19 protein-coding genes are annotated in these 16,541 nt (G+C 60.9%); 14 read left to right on the top strand and 5 right to left on the bottom strand.

The annotated features are described in order from the left end of the window. The first annotated feature begins 32 nt into the window (after positions 1 to 32). Together ACODR6_RS09470 and thpR are read left to right on the top strand one after the other, a co-directional pair. Positions 33 to 677 carry an arylesterase gene (locus ACODR6_RS09470; RefSeq protein ID WP_112718401.1) on the top strand — a complete coding sequence of 215 codons (645 nt, stop codon included), beginning with the start codon at positions 33 to 35 and terminating at the stop codon, positions 675 to 677. A 68-nt stretch (positions 678 to 745) separates the two neighbouring features. Continuing rightward, complete coding sequence (gene thpR, locus ACODR6_RS09465) at positions 746 to 1,327, top strand: RNA 2',3'-cyclic phosphodiesterase (RefSeq protein WP_489022381.1); 582 nt, start codon at positions 746 to 748, stop codon at positions 1,325 to 1,327. On the opposite strand, the gene ACODR6_RS09460 is transcribed toward thpR, so the two are convergent. After that, on the bottom strand, positions 1,246 to 1,746 hold the full coding sequence (locus tag ACODR6_RS09460) for a low molecular weight protein-tyrosine-phosphatase (RefSeq protein WP_489022380.1): 501 nt from the start codon (positions 1,744 to 1,746) through the stop codon (positions 1,246 to 1,248). The genes thpR and ACODR6_RS09460 overlap by 82 nt on opposite strands. A gap of 37 nt (positions 1,747 to 1,783) precedes the next feature. On the opposite strand from ACODR6_RS09460, the gene ACODR6_RS09455 reads away from it, so the two are divergent. Next, a complete protein-coding gene (locus ACODR6_RS09455; RefSeq protein ID WP_489022379.1) occupies positions 1,784 to 2,092 on the top strand; it encodes a 4a-hydroxytetrahydrobiopterin dehydratase in 309 nt (102 codons plus the stop codon). Between the two features lie 50 nt (positions 2,093 to 2,142). Next, on the top strand, positions 2,143 to 2,532 hold the full coding sequence (locus tag ACODR6_RS09450) for a YkvA family protein (RefSeq protein ID WP_413710472.1): 390 nt from the start codon (positions 2,143 to 2,145) through the stop codon (positions 2,530 to 2,532). An 11-nt stretch (positions 2,533 to 2,543) separates the two neighbouring features. Here the strand turns inward: ACODR6_RS09450 and ACODR6_RS09445 are convergent, their stop codons facing one another. Continuing rightward, positions 2,544 to 3,104 (bottom strand): sigma-70 family RNA polymerase sigma factor, encoded by a 561-nt coding sequence (locus ACODR6_RS09445; RefSeq protein ID WP_112718411.1) that lies wholly within the window; start codon positions 3,102 to 3,104, stop codon positions 2,544 to 2,546. Between the two features lie 336 nt (positions 3,105 to 3,440). On the opposite strand from ACODR6_RS09445, the gene ACODR6_RS09440 reads away from it, so the two are divergent. The 7 genes from ACODR6_RS09440 (at position 3,441) to ACODR6_RS09410 (ending at position 9,959) form a co-directional block, all read left to right on the top strand. Next, a complete protein-coding gene (locus tag ACODR6_RS09440; protein ID WP_112385816.1) occupies positions 3,441 to 3,959 on the top strand; it encodes an invasion associated locus B family protein in 519 nt (172 codons plus the stop codon). A gap of 227 nt (positions 3,960 to 4,186) precedes the next feature. Then, on the top strand, positions 4,187 to 5,416 hold the full coding sequence (gene rlmN / locus ACODR6_RS09435) for a dual-specificity RNA methyltransferase RlmN (protein WP_489022378.1): 1,230 nt from the start codon (positions 4,187 to 4,189) through the stop codon (positions 5,414 to 5,416). Between the two features lie 92 nt (positions 5,417 to 5,508). Continuing rightward, positions 5,509 to 6,462 carry an ABC transporter substrate-binding protein gene (locus ACODR6_RS09430; protein WP_489022377.1) on the top strand — a complete coding sequence of 318 codons (954 nt, stop codon included), beginning with the start codon at positions 5,509 to 5,511 and terminating at the stop codon, positions 6,460 to 6,462. Positions 6,463 to 6,571: 109 nt separating this feature from the next. Further along, on the top strand, positions 6,572 to 7,453 hold the full coding sequence (locus ACODR6_RS09425) for an ABC transporter permease (RefSeq protein WP_449098948.1): 882 nt from the start codon (positions 6,572 to 6,574) through the stop codon (positions 7,451 to 7,453). Next, positions 7,450 to 8,244: an ABC transporter ATP-binding protein gene (locus ACODR6_RS09420; RefSeq protein ID WP_489022376.1), complete on the top strand. Its 795-nt coding sequence runs from the start codon at positions 7,450 to 7,452 to the stop codon at positions 8,242 to 8,244. The genes ACODR6_RS09425 and ACODR6_RS09420 overlap by 4 nt, the downstream gene beginning before the upstream one ends. Positions 8,245 to 8,358: 114 nt before the next feature. Continuing rightward, entirely contained in the window at positions 8,359 to 8,712 is a 354-nt protein-coding gene (locus tag ACODR6_RS09415; RefSeq protein WP_489022375.1) for a YciI family protein, read from the top strand. Further along, on the top strand, positions 8,712 to 9,959 hold the full coding sequence (locus ACODR6_RS09410) for an RNA polymerase sigma factor (protein ID WP_489022374.1): 1,248 nt from the start codon (positions 8,712 to 8,714) through the stop codon (positions 9,957 to 9,959). Before ACODR6_RS09415 ends, ACODR6_RS09410 begins: the two co-directional genes overlap by 1 nt. On the opposite strand, the gene ACODR6_RS09405 is transcribed toward ACODR6_RS09410, so the two are convergent. Together ACODR6_RS09405 and ACODR6_RS09400 are read right to left on the bottom strand one after the other, a co-directional pair. Beyond that, on the bottom strand, positions 9,956 to 10,597 hold the full coding sequence (locus ACODR6_RS09405) for a LysE family translocator (protein WP_199627889.1): 642 nt from the start codon (positions 10,595 to 10,597) through the stop codon (positions 9,956 to 9,958). The two genes, ACODR6_RS09410 and ACODR6_RS09405, sit on opposite strands and share 4 nt — an antisense overlap. A gap of 95 nt (positions 10,598 to 10,692) precedes the next feature. Continuing rightward, on the bottom strand, positions 10,693 to 11,544 hold the full coding sequence (locus tag ACODR6_RS09400) for an SDR family NAD(P)-dependent oxidoreductase (protein WP_489022373.1): 852 nt from the start codon (positions 11,542 to 11,544) through the stop codon (positions 10,693 to 10,695). Between the two features lie 190 nt (positions 11,545 to 11,734). Here ACODR6_RS09400 and ACODR6_RS09395 point away from each other — a divergent pair, with 190 nt between their 5' ends. Both ACODR6_RS09395 and ACODR6_RS09390 read left to right on the top strand, forming a co-directional pair. Further along, the gene (locus tag ACODR6_RS09395) at positions 11,735 to 12,958 is read left to right on the top strand and encodes an argininosuccinate synthase (RefSeq protein WP_489022372.1); all 1,224 of its coding nucleotides are present in this window, start codon (positions 11,735 to 11,737) and stop codon (positions 12,956 to 12,958) included. 119 nt (positions 12,959 to 13,077) lie between these two features. Then, complete coding sequence (locus tag ACODR6_RS09390; protein ID WP_112718431.1) at positions 13,078 to 13,719, top strand: LysE family translocator; 642 nt, start codon at positions 13,078 to 13,080, stop codon at positions 13,717 to 13,719. Positions 13,720 to 13,723: 4 nt separating this feature from the next. Here ACODR6_RS09390 and ACODR6_RS09385 read toward each other — a convergent pair whose 3' ends face one another. Beyond that, entirely contained in the window at positions 13,724 to 14,158 is a 435-nt protein-coding gene (locus tag ACODR6_RS09385) for a hypothetical protein (protein WP_130283249.1), read from the bottom strand. Positions 14,159 to 14,368: 210 nt separating this feature from the next. Here ACODR6_RS09385 and ACODR6_RS09380 point away from each other — a divergent pair, with 210 nt between their 5' ends. Continuing rightward, positions 14,369 to 16,456 carry a M3 family metallopeptidase gene (locus ACODR6_RS09380; RefSeq protein ID WP_489022371.1) on the top strand — a complete coding sequence of 696 codons (2,088 nt, stop codon included), beginning with the start codon at positions 14,369 to 14,371 and terminating at the stop codon, positions 16,454 to 16,456. The last annotated feature ends 85 nt before the right edge of the window (positions 16,457 to 16,541 follow it).

Genomic DNA, 16,541 nt, shown 5'->3' with positions numbered 1-16,541 from the left:
CTCAAAGACTTCGACAATTTAGGGAAAGCGGAATGAGATTTAAAGTTGGCCTGCTTCACATCGCTGTCATTGCAGGCTCTCTGCTCGCAAGTTCCATGGCTCAGGCCGCGACGCTCAATCTCGTCGGCTTCGGCGACAGTCTGATGGCGGGCTACCAGCTGCCACCCGGCGACGGCTTTCCGGAAAAGCTACAGGCGGCGCTGAAGGCCAAGGGTGAAGACGTTGCGATCACCAATGCCGGGGTTTCCGGCGACACGTCGACGGGCGGACTGGCGCGAATCGACTGGTCGGTTCCCGACGGCACGAATGGTGTGATTCTCGAACTCGGCGCCAATGATGCACTGCGGGGAATTCCACCCGAAGAAACCGAGAAGAATCTCGACGCCATGATTACCCGGCTAAAGGAGCGGGGCATTCCGGTGCTGCTTGCCGGTATGATGGCGCCGCCGAACATGGGTGCGGATTATGCCGCGCGGTTCAATCCGATCTACGAGAAACTGGCGCAAAAACACCAAGTTCCGCTCTACGCCTTCTTTCTCGATGGCGTCGTCATGGATGCCAGCCTGAAGCTGGAGGACGGCATGCACCCCAATTCGAAGGGTGTAGACGTCATGGTCCAGAAGATGGAGCCGGCTGTCACAAATTTCATCCGGACGATTTCTACTGTGAAGAAATAGGGGCTTGCGCGGCTCACCAATGCGTGATTCCGTGTTAGCACCTGCAAAAGATTCGGGGAGTGCTCGTTATGCCGAGACTATTTACCGCCCTCGAAATTCCGCGCAATGCGGCGATGAGCCTCTCTTTGCTGCGCGGTGGTCTTCCCGGTGCCAGATGGATCGATGTGGAGAATTACCACATCACGCTTCGCTTCATAGGCGATGTCGATGGCCGCACGGCAGACGAGATCGTCGACCGGCTCGACCGGATCGACAGGCCCGAATTCCAGATCAGGCTTGATGGCATCGGGGCCTTTGGCTCCAAGAAGCCGCATTCGGTCTGGGCCGGTGTCACGCCATCGCCGGAGATGTACGCGCTTCAAGCCGAAATCGAACGCATTTGCCAGCGCATCGGCCTGCCGCCGGATCCCCGCAAGTTTACCCCGCATGTCACGCTCGCCCGCCTCAAGTCGTCGCGGGTAGACGATGTGGTGCACTACCTCTCGGGCCGCGGCAATTTCCAGACTTCGGCTTTCATCGTACCCCGCTTCGTACTGCTGTCATCGCGGGAATCGGTCGGCGGCGGTCCTTACCTGACCGAGGAAGTGTTCCCGCTCCACGAAGCGCTTTCGGCGCCGAGCATGCCTGCGAGCTTCATGCAGCCGGTGTGAAGCTTGGCATAGACCGCTTCGAAACCTTCCGGGCCGCCGTAATAGGGGTCCGGAATGTCCTCGCCGGTGCCGAGCGCGATGTCTCCGAACAGGTGGATGTTTCCGGCATCCGGCGCCTTGCGCCTCAGCTCCGCCACGTTGCTGCGATCCATTGCGACAATCAGGTCGAATGCTGCAAAATCCGACGAGCGGATGCGGCGCGCACTCTGACCGGTAATGTCGATGCCATGGCTTCTCGCCGTTGCGATCGAGCGAGGGTCGGGCTGATCTCCTTCATGCCAGCCGCCGATGCCGGCTGAATCGATCGAGACGATTTCGGCAAGCCCGCTTTCGGCCGCGGCATGGCGAAAGATACCTTCCGCAAGTGGCGACCGGCAGATATTGCCCATGCAAACAAACAGGATGCTGATGCGTTTCATGAAAAGCCTGTTCTGAAAACGATGGGAGAACCATGACATGAAGATGGAGAAACTGGAACGCCGGGCGATCGACGAGCAGCTTACAGGTGTGAGCGGCTGGGCGCTTGCCGATGACGGACAATCGATCTCGAAGACCTTCAAGTTCGCGAGCTTCGTCGAGGCTTTCGGCTTCATGACGAAGGCGGCGCTGACGGCGGAGAAGCTCAACCACCATCCGGAATGGTTCAATGTCTATTCCAAGGTGGAGGTGAAACTGAACACGCATGATGCTGGCGGTCTCACAGAGCTCGACTTCAAACTCGCCAAGGCGATGGACAAGGCGGCGGGTTCGAACACGAACAATTGAATCGGCGTGTTCAATCCCCATATCAGCGCATGCCTTTTGAGGAGATCGGAATGGACGACGTCAAATATGGTGAGATCCTGCTGCCCGGCGATGAGGAAACCCAGAGCCGCCGGGAGAAAACCGTGCGCAAGAAGTTCTGGCCGACCTTCAAGCGTGCCGTCCGGCAGATCCCGTTCTCGCGCGACGTCGTTGCCGCTTTCTACTGCGCGCTCGACCCGCAGACGCCGACGCGCGTGCGCGGCATCCTGCTTGCCGCGCTCGCCTATTTCGTCCTGCCGTTCGACCTGATCCCCGATGTCTTCGCGGTCATCGGCTTTTCCGACGACGTCGCCGTCTTGTCGGCGGCCTTTGCCATGGTCAGCGGCCATATGAAGCCGAAGCACTACGAAGCGGCTGATCGCGCGCTTGCCGACCAGCCCGAGGGCATGAAGACGATCTAGGCCGATCGCTCCTAGGCGGTCTGCGCCTCCAGAACCTTCTTGAGCTTGCCGAAGGCGAGCCTGATGCGCGACTTCACCGTGCCGAGCGGAAGTCCTGTGGCCTCGGCGATCTCCGAATGCGACTGCCCCAGGAAGAAGGCTGCCTTCAGCATTTCGCGCTGTTCTTCCGGCAGCTGGCTGACGGCCGCACGCACATGCGCATCGCGGTCATCGTTGGCGACAGCCTCGTCGGCGCCGATCTCGGCGGGCGGCTGCAGCGTCGGATCGTCCTCGTCGAGAACCCGCGCACGGGCGCGGCGTTGCAGATCGATGCGGCGGTTTCTGGCGATGCGGAAGAGCCAGGTCGAGAGCGATGAGCGTGCCGGATCATAGAGATCTGCCTTGTGCCAGAGCACGATCATCACTTCCTGAACCAGCTCTTCGGCTTCGGTTGCAGGCATGCGCTGACGTAGCAGCCAGGATTTCAGCCTCGGCGCGAAATAATCGAACAGGACGGAGAAGGCCTGCTGATCGCGCCGTTCTGCGACTGCTTTTGCGAGGGCAGCGAAACGCTGTTTTTCCTCAGCATCCATGTCCGGTTACGGGCCCCCTGGCTCAGGCAATTCTTCGACGGATTTCCAATACCTTAATGAGGTACAACGGATTTTCGAAAGGTCAAACTCTTGCCTGAATCTTTATGTCTTAAATTGCCCTCGAAGGGATGACGCGCCGTCATCAATGCAAGGACATCACACAGGCATCCGCACCAAGCCGAACGTTGACACTCGGGCCTAAATGACACAGGTGGAGACATATCACGGTCTCCGTTGACGCTTTGGTAACCTGAATTAAGTCAAAATAAAGCAGATCGTGACGAAAGCGCAGCCCGCTCGACCGGGCGCTGAATCGCAAGAACCGGCAGGAAATCTATGTTTGTAAAAAGTATCGCACCCGCTCTCGCTCTCGTTCTCATCACGGCCGGAGTCGCAGGAGCACAGCAGGGCGGAGCTTCGGCGCCGACCCGCATCCAGCAGTTCCAGGCTTGGGGCGCCTATTCCTACAAGCAGGGTAACAGCACCGTTTGCTACGTTCTGTCCGTTCCGACGACGAAGCAGCCGGCAAGCGTCGATCACGGCGACAACTTCTTCATCGTGTCGCAGCGCCCGGGCCAGAACATCTCCTACGAGCCGCAGGCGATGATGGGCTACACGGTCAAGGAAAACTCCAAGATCAACGTTGTCATCGACAACAAGACCTTCGTCATGTTCACCAAGGACAAGGCTGGCTGGGTCGAGAATGCCGCGCAGGAGCCGGCGCTGGTCGCCGCCATGAAGGGCGGGCACTCGATGACGGTCACCGCCGTTTCGCGCAAGGGCACCGGTACCTCCTACGCCTATTCGCTGTCGGGCATCTCGGCGGCGCTGAAGCAGATCGAAAGCTGCAAGTAAGCTTCTCCGCTTCCCTTCAAATTCAAAGGCCGGCCTTGCGCCGGCCTTTGCCGTTTCCATCTATAGTGACGTGCGGGGAAAATGATGATAAAGCCCGGCGCAACAGCGGAACGAATGCGGCCTTGATCGCAGCTCCGCATTCAACTTTCTGCGAACTGCCGATGCCGCCCGCCAAGTCTTCCGGCTTTCCGGGACGCGTCCAGTTTTGATTTCGGGATCGAAGAACTATGTCCGTCATGGATGCTATGGCCGTTACCAAGCCGCAGGCGCCGCGCGCTCCGATCGGCGATGAGAAGCCCTCGCTGATCGGCCTTTCGCGCGAGCAGATGGCCGAGGCGCTGCGCGAAAAGGGCGTGCCGGAAAAGCAGATCAAGATGCGCGTCAGCCAGTTGTGGAACTGGATCTATGTGCGCGGCGTCTCCGATTTCGATCACATGGCGAATATCTCCAAGGATATGCGCGAGACGCTGAAGCAGCATTTCACCATCGCGCGCCCGGAGATCGTCGAAGAGCAGGTTTCGAACGACGGCACCCGCAAGTGGCTGCTGCGCTTTCCGCCGCGTGGGGCTGGCCGCCCGGTCGAGATCGAGGCCGTCTATATTCCCGAAGAAGGTCGCGGCACGCTTTGCATTTCCAGCCAGGTCGGCTGCACGCTCACTTGTTCTTTCTGTCACACCGGCACGCAGCGTCTGGTACGCAACCTGACGGCAGAAGAGATCCTGTCGCAGCTGCTGCTGGCGCGTGACCGGCTGGGCGATTTCCCGGACCGCGAGGCGCCGCAGGGCACGATCATGCCGGCCGAGGGCCGCAAGGTCTCCAACATCGTGATGATGGGCATGGGCGAGCCGCTCTACAATTTCGATAGCGTCAAGCAGGCGTTGCTGATTGCTACCGATGGCGACGGCCTGTCGCTCTCCAAGCGCCGTGTCACGCTGTCCACATCCGGCGTCGTGCCTGAGATCTTCCGCACCGGCGATGAGATCGGCGTCATGCTGGCGATCTCGCTGCATGCGGTGCGCGACGACCTGCGCGACATCCTCGTGCCGGTCAACAAGAAGTATCCGCTGAAGGAACTGATCGACGCCTGCCGGAAATATCCGGGTCTGTCGAATGCCCGCCGCATCACCTTCGAATATGTGATGCTGAAGGACGTCAACGACAGCCTGGAGGATGCCAAGGGGCTGATCCAGCTTCTGAAGGGCGTGCCGGCGAAGATCAACCTGATCCCGTTCAATCCGTGGCCGGGTACTAACTACCAGTGTTCCGATTGGGCGCAGATCGAGAAATTCGCCGATTTCATCAATTCGGCCGGCTATGCCTCGCCGATCCGCACGCCGCGCGGCCGCGACATTCTCGCCGCCTGCGGTCAGCTGAAGTCCGAATCCGAGCGTATGCGCAAGACCGAGCGTCTCGCCTTCGAGGCGATGATGATCGCCAATCACGGCGCGGACGACTGATCAGCAAGTTTGATCCTTGTAACAGTTCTTTGCGATTGATCGGGCGCTTCTCTTTTTCTAGAAGCGCCTTGATCATTTGATGGAGGACAAATATGCGTTCGATCTTGCTCGCCGTTGCGGCGACCCTCGCCCTTAACCTGCCTGCCAAGGCTGCAGACGTGACTGTTGCCGTGACGGCGATCGTCGAACATCCGGCGCTCGATGCCGTGCGCAAGGGCGTTCAGGACACGCTGGCGGCTGCCGGCTACAAGGAAGGCGAGAACCTCAAGTTCCTCTTCGAATCCGCGCAGGGCAACCCGGCGACCGCCGCGCAGATCGCCCGCCAGTTCGCTGGTGAGGATCCGAGCGTCATCGTTCCGATCTCCACGCCGTCGGCTCAGGCCGTGGTTTCCGCGACGCGCGACATTCCCGTCGTCTTCACCGCCGTTTCCGATCCGCTCGGCGCGCAGCTCGTCAAGAACATGGACAAGCCTGGCGGCAACGTCACCGGCCTTTCCGACATGTCGCCGGTTGCTGAGCATATTGCGCTCATCAAGGAAATCCTGCCGAACGTGAAGTCGATCGGCTATCTCTACAATTCGGGCGAGGCCAATTCCGTTTCGCTGCTCGCCGTTCTGAAGACGGAAGCCGAGAAGGCCGGCCTGACGGTCGTCGAGTCGGCTGCGACCAAGTCTGCCGAAGTTCAGGGTGCCGCCCGCGCGCTCGTCGGCCGTGCCGACGTCATCTACGTGCCGACCGACAATACGATCATCTCGGCTCTCGAAGGCGCGGTTGCCGTTGCCGAAGAAGCAAAGCTGCCGCTCTTCACCGCCGATACGGATTCCGTCAATCGCGGCTCGATCGCAGCCCTCGGCTTCAACTACTACGATGTCGGCAAGCAGACCGGCGATATCGTCGTTCGCATCCTGAAGGGTGAGAACCCCGGCGATATCGCGGTGAAGGTTGCTGCCGGCAGCGACCTCGTCGTCAACAAGAAGGCCGCGGAAAAGATGGGCGTAACGCTGCCGGAAAGCGTGCTGAAGCGCGCCAACCGCATCGTCGAATAACGCTTATTCCACGCATCTGATATTGCGTTAAGCCGCCCCTGTTTCTAAACGGGGGCGGTTTGATATTTTAAGACCCGAGAAAACACGGGCACAAAGAAAGGCGGGGGCCTTGAGTCAGATTGCATTTTGGGGAGCGGTGGAGCTCGGGCTGGTCTACGCCTTTGTCGCTCTCGGCGTCTATCTCGCGTTTCGCGTTCTCGATTTCCCGGACCTGACGGTCGACGGTTCCTTTCCGCTCGGCGCTGCCGTCACGGCCGTGCTGATCACCGCCGGCGTCAATCCCTGGCTTGCCGCACTGGTCGCGATGATTGCGGGTTCGGCCGCCGGCATGGTGACGGCGCTGCTCAACGTCCGCTTCAAGATCCTCAATCTGCTCGCCTCGATCCTGACGATGATCGCGCTGTTCTCGGTCAACCTGCGCGTCATGGGCAAGCCGAATGTCGCGCTGATCAACGCCGATACGATGATCAGCCCGTTCTTCGGCCATGGACTTCGCGATTTCTACGTCCGGCCGCTCTTCGTCGGCGTGCTTGTCATTGTCGCCGTCATCGTCGTCTGGCGCTTCCTTGAGAGTGATGCGGGACTGGCGATGCGCGCAACGGGCGCCAACGCCCGCATGGCCCGCGCCCAGGGCGTCGATACCAATCGGCAGATCTACCTCGGCATGGCGATTTCCAATGCGCTTGTCGCCTTTGGCGGTGCGCTGTTTGCACAGACCAACGGCTTCGCTGATGTCACCTCCGGTGTCGGCACCATCGTCGTCGGCCTTGCGGCCGTCATCATCGGCGAGACGCTGCTCGGACGGCGCGGTCTGCTGATCGCGCTGATCGGCTGCGTGCTGGGATCGATCCTCTACCGCATCGCCATCCAGCTGGCGCTGTCGACCGATTTCATCGGCCTGCAGGCTTCGGACCTCAATTTCGTGACGGCGGTTCTTGTGACCTTCGCGCTCATCCTTCCCCGTCTTCGCCGTGGAGGAGCCGCATCGTGATCAGCGTCAAGGATATCAGGGTCGTCTTCGGCAAGGGGACGCCGCTCGAAAAGAAGGCGCTGAACGGCGTCAACCTGACGATCGAGCAGGGTTCGTTCGTCACCGTCATCGGCTCCAACGGCGCCGGCAAATCGACGCTGCTCGGCGTGCTCGCCGGCGATGTGCTGGCGAGCGAAGGCAAGGTGATGATCGGTACCACGGATGTGACGCGCAAGCAGACGGCGGCGCGCGCCGGTCTCGTTGCCCGTGTCTTCCAGGATCCGCTGACTGGCAGCTGCGGCTCGCTTTCGATCGAAGAGAACCTCGCGCTTGCCGCCCGTCGCGGTGAACGCCGCGGTCTCGTTGCGGCACTTGGTCCACGCCGCCGCGAACATTTTCGCGAGCGCATCAGCGAGCTCAATCTCGGGCTCGAGAACCGCATGGCCGACCGCATGGACCTGCTTTCGGGCGGCCAGCGTCAGGCGGTCTCGCTCGTCATGGCGACGCTTGCCGGTTCCGAGGTGCTCTTGCTCGACGAGCATACGGCAGCGCTCGACCCCGGCATGGCGGAATTCGTCATGGGGCTGACCGACAAGATCGTCTCCGAGCGCAAGCTGACGACGCTGATGGTGACGCATTCGATGCGCCAGGCGCTCGACTACGGTCATCGCACGATCATGCTGCACGGCGGCGAGATCGTGCTGGATGTCAGCGGCGACAGCCGCAAGGATCTCCAGGTCGAGGATCTGATCGCGATGTTCCGCAAGATGCGCGGCCAGACGCTCGACGATGATGCGCTGCTGATCGGCTGATCGCGGCGTCAGCGTCTTCCGAGAAATATTTCTGCGGCGATGTCGATCCGCTTGCATCGCGTTCGTTATCCGTCACCATCGCAATGGAGCGATGGAGATCTGAGGAGACGGACGATGAAATATATGGCGCTGATCTACATGGACCCGAGCACCCGCATGCCGCCGGATTCTCCGGAATTCGGCAAGATGATGAGCGGCTATGCGACGGCGACCGAGACCTACAAGAGCGATGGCGTCTGGGTTGCCGGCGATGCGCTGCAGCCGGTGACGACGGCGACAACGGTGCGCGTGCGCAACGGCAGAACCGAGACAATGGACGGTCCCTTCGCCGACACCAAGGAGCAGCTCGGCGGCTTCTACATCTTCGACTGCGACAATCTCGATGACGCCATCAAATATGCGGCGATGATCCCGCATGCGGCGATGGGCTGCGTCGAGGTGCGGCCGGTCATGGTCTTCGACCGCTGATGAGCGAGGTTCCGGCCGCCGCTCCGATAGCCGAAGCGATCGACAGGATCGCCCGGCGCGACGGTGGCCGTCTCCTTTCCAGTCTGGTGGGCTCTTTGAGGGATTTCCAGCTGGCCGAGGACAGTTTCCAGGATGCGCTGGAATCGGCGCTCATCCACTGGAACCGGAACGGCCTGCCGGCCTCGCCGAACGCCTGGCTGGTGCAGGTGGCCCGCCGCAAGGCGATTGACCGGCTGCGGCGCTCGGCCAATTTCCGGCAGAAGTCGGCGGAGATCGCGCATCTGATCGAGCTTGAAAACGCGCCCGCCGTAGCGGATGAGACTGATCCGATCGGCGACGAGCGGCTGAAGCTGATCTTCGCTTGCTGCCATCCGGCGATCGACCGGAAGACCTGCGTGGCGCTGACATTGCGCTCCGTCTGCGGGCTGAAGACCGAAGAGATCGCCGATGCCTTTCTCGACCGGCACGATGCGATGGCGCAGCGGCTGGTGCGCGCCCGCGACAAGATCGCCAAGGCGGGCATCGCCTATGAGGTGCCGGGACCGGATGGCTGGGCGGCGCGGCTCGAAAGCGTGCTCGCCGTCGTCTACCTGATCTTCAACGAGGGCTATGCCTCCGGCAGCGGCAGTCATATCCGCGCCGATCTCTGCGACGAGGCGATCCGCCTCGGGCGGTTGCTGACGGCGCTGCGGCCGGATGAGCCGGAGATCGAGGGGCTGCTATCGCTGATGCTCCTGCATCATGCCCGCCGTGCGGCACGTATTGGCGAGGGTGGTGGGATACTCACACTCGAAATGCAGGATCGCAGCTTGTGGGATCGCGCGGTCATAGACGAAGGCGTGGCGTTGATCGAGCGGGCGCTCAAGCGGGGCTGTCCGGGACCCTATCAGCTGCAGGCAGCGGTTATCGCCGTGCATGCGGAGGCGCGGAGTTTCGCAGACACGGATTGGCGGCAGATCGCCCTGCTCTACGGCGAGCTGGCCCGCACCGCCGATAACCCGGTCTATGAACTGAACCGGATCGTCGCGCTTTCCTATGTCGAGGGGGCGGGTGCCGCCCTCGGGCGCCTGAAGCCGATCGCCATGGCGCTGGTGCAATATCAGCCATTCTATGCCGTACAGGCCGACCTACTGGCGCGCGATGGCCAGATCGATCAAGCGAGGCTCGCTTATGCGCGGGCCATCGAGCTCTCGCAGTCGGATGCGGAAAAGCTGTTCCTGAAACAGCGACTGAGCGAGATCGTCTAGCGGCCCTGCGTCATGAAGATCTTCACGGCGAAGATCGAGAACACGCCGGCGAAGGTATAATCCATGCCGCGCAGCACCTTTCTGTTGTTCTGCAGCCAGCTCGCCAGCCCGTCGGATGCGAGCACGACGAGCGCGTTCACCGGCATGCCGATCAGGATGAAAAAGAAGCCGAGGAAGAGCAGCTTGTGGGTGACTGCGGGGTCGCCGGCGGTGACGAACTGCGGCAGAAAGGTCATGAAGAAGATGATGACCTTCGGGTTCAGCAGGTTCACCCAGAAGCCGCTGGAGATGTTGGAGAGCGGTGTGCCCTTGGCTTCATCGACCTTGCCGACGGTCAGCTTCGAGCCGAAACGGATCGCCTGGACGGCAAGCCAGAGAAGGTAGGCGGCACCGCCGGTCTTGAGGATCAGGAAGGCGGTGGGCGAAGCGGTGATCAGCGCCGAGATGCCGAAGGCGACGAGCATGGTGTGGACGACAATGCCGAGGCTGGTGCCGAGGACGACGTAGAGCGCCGGCTTCTTGCCCTGCGACAGCGCGCGGCTGATCGAGAGCGTCATGTCAGGCCCCGGCGTTGCCGCCAGAAGCAGGCTCGCAGCGGAAAAGGCAAGAAGCGTCGGCAGGGTCGGAAGGAAGTCCATGGCACACTCTGAAAGCCGGAAAGGGAATTGCCTTTCTCTTATCCGGCTTTCAGGAAATTACCAATCAAACCTTCTGATGCGGCGATCGCTTCGGCTTACTTGCCTTCGAGATAGGCCTTGAACTTGTCGGCATAGTCCTTGTGCCAGCGCGACAGCGGCGGGCGGTTCTCGATGACGTCGCCGATCGCCCAGGCCATGCGCCGCTCGTCGACGGGGCGGGCAACGTCGTTGTCGGGGCAGAGGATGTAGAAGTCGCCCTTCTCAAGGCTTTCGACCATGAACTCGACCGTCTGCTCCGGCGTCCAGGCAGCGGTCGGCTTTTCGGCGCGGTCGCCCTTGGTGAGGCCGGTGAAGACGAAGCCGGGGATCAGGAGGTGGGCCGAGATCTGCGAGCCTTCGGTGTTGCGCAGCTCGTGTTCCAGTGCTTCGGTGAAGACCTTCACGGCGGCTTTCGAGACGTTGTAGGCCGGATTTCCGGGCGGCGTGGTGATGCCCTGTTTCGAGCCAGTATTGATGATCAGCCCGGGTTCGCCGTGCTTGGCCATGGCAGCGCCGAAAGCGCGGGTACCGTTGATCACGCCCATCATGTTGACGCCCAGGATGTTGTCCCAACCGGCGTCGGCGCTGAAGATCGAGGTTTCCGGCCCGATGCCGGCATTGTTCATCAGAACGTGGACACGGCCGAAGCGCTGGATGACAGTCCGCTCCAAGGCTTCGAGAGCCGCCTTGTCGGAAACGTCGGTCTCCGAGGCAAGCACATGTTCCTCACCGGCGATGGCTTCAAGCTCGGCACGCGCCTTGGCCAGTTTCTCCTGGCCGAGATCGGCGATCACGACGCTCATGCCCGCCTTGGCAAAATGCTTTGCGGCCGCCAGTCCGATACCGGAGGCGCCGCCGGTAATCACGGCGACATTCGACTTCTTGAAAATCTCTTGAATATTGGCCACGGGATAGCTCCTCCTCGGGCGGTGTCTGGACGCAGGCAGATATGGGGGTGTATTTCTTCCTGTCAAACACTACCCGCGACACGCGGGCGGCGCTGCTTGCCCTTGCGTCGTGTGACAATCTCGCTAAAAGTGCCCGCGACAACGGGCTTTGCGGGTATGCCGCCGCCCATATGCAACGGACCTCATCATCATGGCATCTAAGAAAGACGTGAAGAAAGTCGTGCTTGCCTATTCGGGCGGCCTCGACACCTCGATCATCCTGAAGTGGCTGCAGACCGAGCTCGGCGCCGAAGTCGTGACCTTCACGGCCGATCTTGGCCAGGGCGAAGAGCTGGAGCCGGCGCGCAAGAAGGCCGAGATGCTCGGCATCAAGGAAATCTACATCGAGGACGTCCGCGAAGAGTTCGTGAAGGACTTCGTCTTCCCGATGTTCCGCGCCAATGCCGTCTATGAAGGCGTCTATCTGCTCGGTACCTCGATCGCCCGTCCGCTGATCTCCAAGCACCTGATCGACATTGCCCGCAAGACCGGCGCCGATGCGATCGCTCATGGCGCGACCGGCAAGGGCAATGACCAGGTTCGTTTCGAGCTCTCGGCCTATGCGCTGAACCCCGACATCAAGATCATCGCTCCCTGGCGCGACTGGAATTTCAAGAGCCGTACCGATCTGCTGGCCTTTGCCGAGCAGCATCAGATCCCGGTTGCCAAGGACAAGAAGGGCGAAGCACCGTTCTCCGTCGATGCCAACCTTCTGCACTCCTCGTCCGAGGGCAAGGTTCTGGAAGATCCGGCTCAGGAAGCGCCTGAATACGTGCACATGCGCACGATCTCGCCGGAAGCCGCCCCTGACAAGGCGACCGTCATCAAGGTCGGCTTCAAGAAGGGCGATGCCGTCTCGATCAACGGCGTTGCCATGTCGCCGGCGACCCTGCTCGCCGCTCTCAACAACTATGGCCGTGACAACGGCATCGGCCGTCTCGACCTCGTCGAAAACCGCTATGTCGGCATGAAGTCGCGGGGCGTTTATGAGACACCCGGCGGCACGATCCTGCTGGCTGCGCACCGCGCGATCGAGTCGATCACGCTCGACCGTGGTGCTGCGCATCTCAAAGACGAGATCATGCCGCGCTATGCCGAGCTGATCTATTACGGCTTCTGGTTCTCGCCGGAGCGTGAAATGCTGCAGGCTCTGATCGACAAGAGCCAGGAGCATGTCGAGGGCGAAGTGACGCTGAAGCTCTACAAGGGCAATGTCATGGTCATCGGCCGCGAGAGCGACAAGTCGCTCTATTCCGACAAGCTGGTCACCTTCGAGGACGACCAGGGCGCCTACGACCAGAAGGACGCGGCCGGCTTCATCAAGCTCAACGCGCTGCGCCTGCGCACGCTCGGCAAGCGCAATCTGAAGGGCTGATTGCAGCTCTACCGCTTTTCGAAAGGCCCGCCTTGTGCGGGCCTTTTTCGTTGGCGCGCCGGGCCCTTGACGGCATTGCGCTTTGGCATAGTCTGCGCACACCATCCGCGGAGCATTTCATGACGCAGTCGCTACTTCTCGGCGCCTTTCTGGCAGCCCTCTTCTATGTGCTCATTCCCGGTCCCGCGTTTCTGCAGCTGCTCGGCATCGGTGCCGGGCAGGGACGCAAGGCAGGCGCGTTTTTCCTGATGGGCCATCTGGTCGGCGACACGATCTGGTCTGCCCTGGCGCTGATCGCGATTGTCGGCGCGAAGATCATCGGCACCTTCGTTTTCGATCTTCTTGGCCTGCTCTGCGGCTTCTATCTCGCCTGGATCGGCTGGAGCGCCGTCAGTGCCAAGCCCAAGGCCGACGGTCAAGCGCTTGTCGTGGTCGAGCGTCCGTTCCGGCGTGGCCTGATTTTTGGCGTCACCAACCCGAAGGGTTATCCGGTTGCGCTGGCGACGTTCACCGCCCTTGTCGCGGGTTCGTCTGGCGCGCTGGATTTCGCCGCCCTGCCGCTGATGCTCTGTGTGTCCTTCGTCGGCTTTGTCACTGCCGACATCATCTTGGTGACGATCATCGGCGCCGGTGCGGTGCGACGGTTCTATCGCGCCCACGAGCGTCTGATCGTCCGTTGCTCGGGCGTGCTGTTCATGGGCTTTGCGGTGCAGGCCCTATGGCATGCGACGCCTGGCCTGCTCGGCTGGCGGAAGGCCTGATCAATCAGCTTCCGATGAAATCGACGATCGACTGCAGCGTCTTCGCGCCATTGGAATCGCCGAGCGATTTCGCGATCTGCAGCTGATTGTCGTAATAGTCACGGAAATTGAAAGCGGTGCCGTCGGTGACGCCCGTCAGATCCAGAATATTGCCCTGTGCATCGATAGCGTGCATCGGCAAGGGTTCGGAGATGGCCGCGTAGGTCTGCTGATCGAGCGCGCCCGAATCGTAGCTCTGGCGCGCATAGCTGCGCAACTCACCCGGGCTGACCGATGTGAAGTCAGGGCTATCTGCAGGTTTATCGTCCTCCAGCCTGAAGCCGGTTTGTGCAGACGTACCAGTATCGAATTCAATATCAGAGGTCTTCGAAGACTTTGCGTTATTATCGCTGTTTTTAAAAAGCAAACTCTGAGAAGACCGCATAGAAAATATTTCCATGACCCATGTCCCCTTACGAAAAGAGTAAGAGGAAACTAGCCTTTGGGCCGCGGCGGTGCAATCGTTAACAATTAGTTAATTTTCGTCTATCAGTTCTTGTGGATCAATTCTTTGGTGACCGGCAAAAGACGAATTTGATCAGCAACATACCAATGCCGCGATGGGTCACCTATATTGCCTTTCACCTGCCTTGCGTAAAAGGATCTCAGCATGCCTTCCACACCAGAATTCAATCCGGCGCTCGTCAACTGGAACGGGCATCACGGCCTGCCGCGCTTCGATGCGCTCAATGACGGCGATTTCGCCGCCGCCTTCGATGCGGCGCTTGCGTCTCATGAGAAGGAGATCGGTGCGATCGCCGGGAATCCGGATGCGCCGACTTTCGAGAACACCATCGTGGCGCTGGAAATTGCCGGCGATGAGCTTTCGCGGGTCTCGGCACTGTTCTGGAACCGGGCGGGTGCTCATACCAATGAGGTCATCCAGGCGCTGGAGCGGGAAATATCGCCGAAGATGTCGCGGCACTATTCGAAGATCGGCATGAATGCCGCGCTTTTCGCCCGCATCGATACACTCTGGGAAAAGCGCGAAGAGCTCGGCCTGTCGCTGGAACAGACGCGGGTGCTGGAGCGGCATTGGAAGGGCTTCGTCAAGTCCGGTGCCAAGCTGCCGAAGCCGGAGCAGGAGAAGCTCGCCGGCATCAACGAAAAGCTGGCCGGCCTCGGCACCAATTTTGGTCAAAACGTGCTCGCCGACGAGAAGAGCTGGTCGCTCCTTCTCTCCGATGGCCCGGAGCTCGAGGGCCTGCCCGAATTCCTCAAGGATGCGATGGCGGCTGCAGCGCGCGAGCGCGGCGAGGAGGGCAAATTTGCCGTCACGCTGTCGCGCTCGATCATCGAACCGTTCCTGACCTTCTCTGAGAAGCGCGATCTGCGCGAGCAGGCCTTCAAGGCCTGGGTCGCCCGTGGCGAGAATGCCGGCGCCACCGATAATCGCGGCATCATCAAGGAGACGCTGGCGCTTCGCAAGGAAATGGCCGCGCTTCTCGGCTACGGCAATTTCGCCGAGCTGAAGCTCGACAACACGATGGCGAAGAAGCCTGAAGCCGTCGACGAGTTGCTGCGCGCCGTCTGGACGAAGGCTGTGGGGCGTGCCCGAGAGGAAGAGGCCGATATCGCCAAGCTGATTGCCGAAGATGGCAAGAACCATGAGGTGATGCCCTGGGACTGGCGCTTCTATGCGGAAAAGATCCGGGCGCAGAAGTTCAATTTCTCCGAGACCGAGCTGAAGCCCTATCTGCAGCTGGAGAAGATCATCGAAGCCTGCTTCGATGTCGCGAACCGCCTGTTCGGCATCCGTGCCGTCGAGAAGAAGGGTATCGCTGCCTATCATCCGGATGTGCGCGTTTTCGAGATCCGCGATGCCAGCGACAAGCTGGTGGCGCTGTTCCTCGGCGATTATTTTGCCCGCGGCTCCAAGCGCTCGGGCGCCTGGATGAGCTCGTTCCAGTCGCAGCACAAGCTGACGCTGAAGAACGGCAACAAGGGCGAATTGCCGATCATCTACAATGTCTGCAATTTCGCAAAGCCCGCCGAAGGCAAGCCCGCGCTGCTGTCGCTCGATGATGCGCGCACGCTGTTCCACGAGTTCGGCCATGCGCTGCATGGCATGCTGTCCAACGTGACCTATCCGTCGGTCTCGGGTACGGGCGTCTCGCGCGATTTCGTCGAGCTTCCGTCGCAGCTTTACGAGCACTGGCTGACGGTGCCCGCGATCCTCAGGCAGTATGCGGTGCATTTCGAAACGGGCGAGCCGATGCCGCAGGCGCTGCTCGACAAGGTTCTGGCGGCGCGCACCTTCAATGCCGGCTTCAACACGGTAGAGTTCACCTCCTCGGCGATCGTCGACATGGAATTCCATACGCGCGATGCGGTCGATGATCCGATGGCGGTCCAGGCCGAGGTGCTTGCCGAGCTCGGCATGCCGAAGTCGCTGGTCATGCGTCATGCCTCGCCGCATTTCCAGCATATCTTTTCGGGCGGTTATTCGGCCGGCTACTATTCCTACATGTGGTCGGAAGTGCTCGATGCGGATGCCTTTTCCGCCTTCGAGGAAACCGGCGATGCCTTCAATCGCGAGATGGCTGCGAAGCTGAAGGACAACATCTATTCGACCGGCGGCTCGATCGATCCCGAGGATGCCTACAAGGGCTTCCGCGGCAAGTTGCCGAGCCCGGATGCGATGCTGATCAAGAAGGGGCTTTCGACCTTCAAGGAATTGTCCGGCAGCGACGCGTAACAAAACTGTCGCCGAAGTTTCGGCAAACCGTCATGCGGCTTTCAAGAGACTGACATGACGGGTGTCCAAGGCTGGGGCGGGACGA

The organism is Rhizobium sp. FG96 (assembly GCF_057808655.1).
The sequence above is the reverse complement of the archived record's forward strand: the minus strand, read 5'-3'. Positions and strand labels throughout refer to the sequence as shown.

Excerpts from the sequence above, each read along its gene's own strand:
- ACODR6_RS09380 (WP_489022371.1), top strand. The coding sequence starts at position 14,369 with ATGCCTTCCACACCAGAATTCAATCCGGCGCTCGTCAACTGGAACGGG.
- ACODR6_RS09455 (WP_489022379.1), top strand. The coding sequence starts at position 1,784 with ATGAAGATGGAGAAACTGGAACGCCGGGCGATCGACGAGCAGCTTACA.
- ACODR6_RS09410 (WP_489022374.1), top strand. The coding sequence starts at position 8,712 with ATGAGCGAGGTTCCGGCCGCCGCTCCGATAGCCGAAGCGATCGACAGG.
- ACODR6_RS09430 (WP_489022377.1), top strand. The coding sequence starts at position 5,509 with ATGCGTTCGATCTTGCTCGCCGTTGCGGCGACCCTCGCCCTTAACCTG.
- ACODR6_RS09385 (WP_130283249.1), bottom strand. The coding sequence starts at position 14,158 with ATGGAAATATTTTCTATGCGGTCTTCTCAGAGTTTGCTTTTTAAAAAC.
- ACODR6_RS09470 (WP_112718401.1), top strand. The coding sequence starts at position 33 with ATGAGATTTAAAGTTGGCCTGCTTCACATCGCTGTCATTGCAGGCTCT.
- ACODR6_RS09450 (WP_413710472.1), top strand. The coding sequence starts at position 2,143 with ATGGACGACGTCAAATATGGTGAGATCCTGCTGCCCGGCGATGAGGAA.
- rlmN (WP_489022378.1), top strand. The coding sequence starts at position 4,187 with ATGTCCGTCATGGATGCTATGGCCGTTACCAAGCCGCAGGCGCCGCGC.
- ACODR6_RS09415 (WP_489022375.1), top strand. The coding sequence starts at position 8,359 with ATGAAATATATGGCGCTGATCTACATGGACCCGAGCACCCGCATGCCG.
- ACODR6_RS09445 (WP_112718411.1), bottom strand. The coding sequence starts at position 3,104 with ATGGATGCTGAGGAAAAACAGCGTTTCGCTGCCCTCGCAAAAGCAGTC.
- ACODR6_RS09440 (WP_112385816.1), top strand. The coding sequence starts at position 3,441 with ATGTTTGTAAAAAGTATCGCACCCGCTCTCGCTCTCGTTCTCATCACG.
- ACODR6_RS09460 (WP_489022380.1), bottom strand. The coding sequence starts at position 1,746 with ATGAAACGCATCAGCATCCTGTTTGTTTGCATGGGCAATATCTGCCGG.
- ACODR6_RS09390 (WP_112718431.1), top strand. The coding sequence starts at position 13,078 with ATGACGCAGTCGCTACTTCTCGGCGCCTTTCTGGCAGCCCTCTTCTAT.
- ACODR6_RS09405 (WP_199627889.1), bottom strand. The coding sequence starts at position 10,597 with ATGGACTTCCTTCCGACCCTGCCGACGCTTCTTGCCTTTTCCGCTGCG.
- thpR (WP_489022381.1), top strand. The coding sequence starts at position 746 with ATGCCGAGACTATTTACCGCCCTCGAAATTCCGCGCAATGCGGCGATG.
- ACODR6_RS09395 (WP_489022372.1), top strand. The coding sequence starts at position 11,735 with ATGGCATCTAAGAAAGACGTGAAGAAAGTCGTGCTTGCCTATTCGGGC.